The organism is uncultured Corynebacterium sp. (genome assembly GCF_902782855.1).
Lineage (GTDB): Bacteria > Actinomycetota > Actinomycetes > Mycobacteriales > Mycobacteriaceae > Corynebacterium.
This window is the reverse complement of the sequence record NZ_CACZOO010000261.1, coordinates 1-4,509: the sequence shown is the minus strand read 5'-3', so window position 1 is coordinate 4,509 and position 4,509 is coordinate 1. Positions and strand designations below refer to the sequence as shown.

General features: G+C 68.6%; 3 protein-coding genes, 1 pseudogene and 1 riboswitch. Of the genes and pseudogenes, 2 read left to right on the top strand and 2 right to left on the bottom strand.

What is annotated here, in order from left to right:
* Positions 1-1,707: methionine--tRNA ligase (gene metG / locus QZV72_RS10545; RefSeq protein WP_297008288.1), on the top strand; the 1,707-nt coding region annotated here is incomplete at its 5' end.
* A 6-nt stretch (positions 1,708-1,713) separates the two neighbouring features.
* On the opposite strand, the gene QZV72_RS10540 is transcribed toward metG, so the two are convergent.
* On the bottom strand, positions 1,714-2,598 hold the full coding sequence (locus QZV72_RS10540; protein ID WP_297008286.1) for a helix-turn-helix domain-containing protein: 885 nt from the start codon (positions 2,596-2,598) through the stop codon (positions 1,714-1,716).
* 16 nt (positions 2,599-2,614) lie between these two features.
* Positions 2,615-3,964, bottom strand: coding sequence for an MFS transporter (locus QZV72_RS10535; RefSeq protein ID WP_297008284.1), 1,350 nt, complete (start codon positions 3,962-3,964; stop codon positions 2,615-2,617).
* A 234-nt stretch (positions 3,965-4,198) separates the two neighbouring features.
* Positions 4,199-4,299, top strand: a riboswitch (TPP riboswitch).
* On the opposite strand from QZV72_RS10535, the pseudogene QZV72_RS10530 reads away from it, so the two are divergent.
* A pseudogene (locus tag QZV72_RS10530) lies at positions 4,287-4,509 on the top strand (TenA family transcriptional regulator); the annotation flags it as partial. (Overlaps the previous riboswitch by 13 nt.)

The following is a 4,509-nucleotide window of genomic DNA, read 5'->3' as shown; positions in this document are numbered from 1 at the left end:
GGCACCGACGAGCACGGCACCCCGCTGCTCGTCCAGGCCCAGAAGGAGGGGGTGCCGGTCCAGGAACTAGCCGACCGTTACAACCGCATCATCGTCGAGGACCTCGCGGGCCTGGGCCTGTCCTATGACCTGTTCACCCGCACCACCACCCGCAACCACTACGCCGTGGTCCAGGAGCTCTTCCGCGGGCTCAACGACAACGGCTACATGATCCGCCAGACCACCGTCGGCGCGATCGACCCGAAGACCGGCCGCACCCTGCCGGACCGCTTCATCGAGGGCACCTGCCCGATCTGCGGCGCCACCGACGCCCGTGGCGACCAGTGCGACAACTGCGGCAACCAGCTCGACCCGGCCGACCTCATCGACCCGCGCTCCAAGATAGACGGCGCGACGCCGGACTTCGTGGAGACCGAGCACTTCATGCTCGACCTCCCGGCCTTCGCTGAGGCCCTGGAGCAGTGGCTGTCCACCCGCGAGGGCTGGCGTCCCAACGTCCTGAACTTCTCGCTCAACCTGCTCAAGGACATGCGTCCGCGCGCGATGAGCCGCGACATCGACTGGGGTGTGCCGGTGCCGATCGAGGGCTGGCAGGACAATGACGCCAAGAAGCTCTACGTCTGGTTCGACGCGGTCGTCGGCTACCTCTCCGCGTCGATCGAGTGGGCCTGGCGCACCGGGGACAGGGACGCCTGGAAGAAGTGGTGGTCCGACCCCGAGGCACTGTCCTACTACTTCATGGGCAAGGACAACATCACCTTCCACTCCCAGATCTGGCCGGCCGAGCTCCTCGGCTACGCCGGCAGGGGCGCCAAGGGCGGGGAGGCCGGTGAGCTCGGCGAGCTGAACCTGCCGACCGAGGTCGTCTCCTCGGAGTTCCTCACCATGTCCGGCTCGAAGTTCTCCTCCTCGAAGGGCGTGGTCATCTATGTGCGCGACTTCCTGCGGGAGTTCGGCCCGGACGCGCTGCGCTACTTCATCGCCGTGGCCGGCCCGGAGAACATGGACACCGACTTCACCTGGGACGAGTTCGTCCGCCGGATCAACACCGAGCTCGCCAACGAGTGGGGCAACCTCGTCAACCGGACCGTGTCCATGGCGCACAAGAACTTCGGCGAGATCCCGACCCCCGGCGAGTCCACCGCCGAGGACCGGGCGCTGCTCGACGAGTCCGCCGCGGCCTTCGGCATCGTCGGTGAGTACCTGGACCACTCCCGGTTCAAGGCCGGTATCTCCGAGGCGATGCGCATCGTCGGCCGGGCGAACCAGTACATCGCCGCGCAGGAGCCGTGGAAGCTGGCGAAGGCCGTGAAGAACGGCGACGAGGCCCAGCGTGAACGTCTCGCCACGGTCCTGTTCACCGCCCTGCAGGTCGTCGCGGACGCGAACACCCTGCTCACCCCGTACCTGCCGTTCTCCGCGCAGAAGATCTTCGAGGTGCTCGGCGGTACCGGCGTGTGGGCCGCGCAGCCGAAGGTCGTCGAGGTCACCGACGATTCCCCGCTGGAGCCGGTGGGCGTGGGCCTGCCCGCGAAGGGCCGCGCGTACCCGGTCATCATGGGCGACTACGCCGACCAGCAGGCGCACTGGGGCCGCACCGACCTCACCCCGGGCACCCCGCTCTCCAAGCCGGTGCCGCTGTTCGCCAAGCTCGACCCGGAGCTCGCCGAGACCGGCCCGGAGTGGGCGCCGGTCGAGACGGAGTAGTTCGGGTCAGATCTTCTGCGCCCACAGTGTGACGAGACCGTCGTCGGGGCAGGACGCCACCACGGCGTCTGCGACGGTCCTCCGCACCTCCTCCGGGGCGTCCCGTACTCCGGCGAGGATGCCGAAGGCGACATCCCGGGCACTGCGGGACGCGGCGACCGGCGGGAGGCCGTCCGGGGATGAGTAAGGGGGTGTACCGGGGGAGGACAGGTCCCAGGTCAACAGTGTGGCAGCGGTCGCGCTGATCCGGGGAGGACCGACCCGCGTGACCGCGCCGGCGGCGGCGACCGGCATTCCTGCGTTGACCAGTACCGCGACCACGGTGTCCAGGGCAGTCCGCCGGATGGTTGACGGGGCGTCGGTGGTCCAGGTGAGGGTATCGGTCAGACTGTCCACGGTCGCGCGGTCCGGGGTCTCACGGACCCGGACCATCGCGTCGAGAAGCTCGACGGTCTCCAGCGGCACCGGGGTGGAGGCGGTCAACGGGTCCACCGCGAGATCGTCGATGACCGGACGGGGATCGGCACCGCGTGACCATGGGTCGGCGTGGACAAGAATGTACTGCGCCCGGGTGATCCACGTGCCGGCGGCAGAGGAGATCGGGTATTCGGAGACGTCTTCCGTGGCGAACACCGTATGCAACAGCTCAGCGAATCCGTCGGCGGAGCCCGCCAGTCGGGAATCGAAACCGTGCCCGGTGAGGACGGTGGGGTCCATCCCCAGGCGGTCGGCGAGTTGTTCCACGGTGTCGTGGTCCGGGACACTCTGCCCGTCCTCCCACCGGGAGACGGAGCTGGGGGAGCAGATCCCGGCGGCGAGCCCGGTCTGGGACAGTCCCCGGTCGACCCTGGCGTGGCGCAGTCGGCGTCCGAATGCGGCGGGATCCTCCATGACAGCCGAGGGTACGTCACGCAGGGGCATCGCGGCCTCGGGATACGTGGAGAACGGTGGCACCGACTGCCCCGGCCAGTGCCACGGCGGCGACCACCACGCCGAGCGTCATCGCAGAGGCGGCCCACACGCCGACGGTCGCCGTACCCAGTGCTCCGCCGAGCTGCAGCATCAGCCGGGTGTGTGCGCCGACGGCCGGGGTCTGGTCATCAGAGACGACCTCGTAGGCGGCGGACAGGGCGAGCAGTGTGCACGCCCCGAGGCCCAGACCACGGACAAGGGACGCGACCGCGGTCACGGCGACGGCACCTGTACCCCAGGCGCCGACGGCCTGGATTCCGAGCGTCCCGACTGCGGCGACGACAAGTCCGGCAGCGATGACAGGGAAGGCGTCCAGCGTCTTCCACGGTCCCTTGATGAGGCTGCGGGACAGCCACGCACCGCATCCCTGCACCCCCAGCAGGATCCCGGCGACCCACGCGGGCTGGCCCAGACCGGACTGGACGTGGAGGGACGTCGACAACAACGTCCCGTAGAAGACCGCGCCGACGATGAGGCACAGCAGCATCACGGTGACGAAGGGCAGTCCGCGGTAGAGGGACATGTCCAGCAGCGGAGTGGACGAGCGCAGGTCCATCACACAGAACACCGCGATGACCACTGTTGCGGCGACCGCGATGAGGACGGTGACGCCGACCGGCAGTGTGCCGACGGCACTGACGGCCCAGAGCAGCCCGACCATGCCGAGAACACCGGGCAGTGCCTGACCGAGACCCAGTGGTGTCTTGTTCCCCCGGCTCGTCGGCAGGATGCCGCGGGCGAGAAACAGGGCGAGGGCGGCGACCGGGACGTTGACCAGGAAGAGGACGCGCCACCCGACGGTGTCCACCAGAACACCACCGAGTAGCGGTCCGAACGCGGGGGCGATGACTGCGGGCAGTCCGACGGTCGCCAGGGCGGCGCGCATGCCGTCGCGTCCGACGAGGTCGGCGGCGATCTGCTGGACCGCGGGCATGATGAAGCCGCAGGCGGCGCCCTGGAGGACGCGGGCGATGACGAAGAGGGGAAGCGTCCCGCTGAGTCCGACGAGGGCGGAGGCGAGGGCGAAGACCAGGACTGATCCGGTCCAGACGTGTCGGGGTCCGAAGCGTCGCAGGCAGGTCGTGGAGAGCACGATGCCGGCGGTGGCGGCGAGCATGTAGGCGGAGACACCGAGCTGCACATCGCTCTGGGTGACGCCGAGATCGCGACTGATCACCGGGAGCAGGACATTGACCAGGCTGGAATCGATCAACGGAAGGACCGAGGCGAGCAACAGGACGAGGGTGGTCCGGGGTGTGAGGACTCTTGTGTCCGAAGGTGGCATGTCAGCTCCTTGATCGCAGGTGGGTGCCGTCCATGGAATCTGCGCAGAGGTGGACGCGGCAACGCATGAGCGACTGCCTCCCGACGGGTCATGTATGTGCTGGTCATCGGAGTGCTCTCAGGAATAGTTCAGCCATTATGTGCGCTGTACGCCCCCTGTCAGATGTGCACCTCCAGAGGCATGCCCCGTGATCCCACCATGCCGACGGGGGAACAGAAGGGACAGGTACCCTCGGACGGTGACACGGGGTGCCCGGGACAAGGCCCGGGCTGAGATGAGACCCGTCGAACCTGATCGAGTTCACACTCGCGGAGGAATCGTCATGGCAGACACTGCTGCGCCCACCACCACAGAGACCACCCGCTTCAGCGACACGCTGCGCACCGAGAAGCATGGGGTCTGGGAGGCCGCCGCCACCCACCGCTTCGTCACCGACCTCTTCGCCGGCACCCTGCCGGACGCGGACATGGCCGCCTACCTGGTCCAGGACTACCGCTTCGCCGACGGCTTCATGGCCCTGATCGGTGCTGCCGTCGCCACCGCCG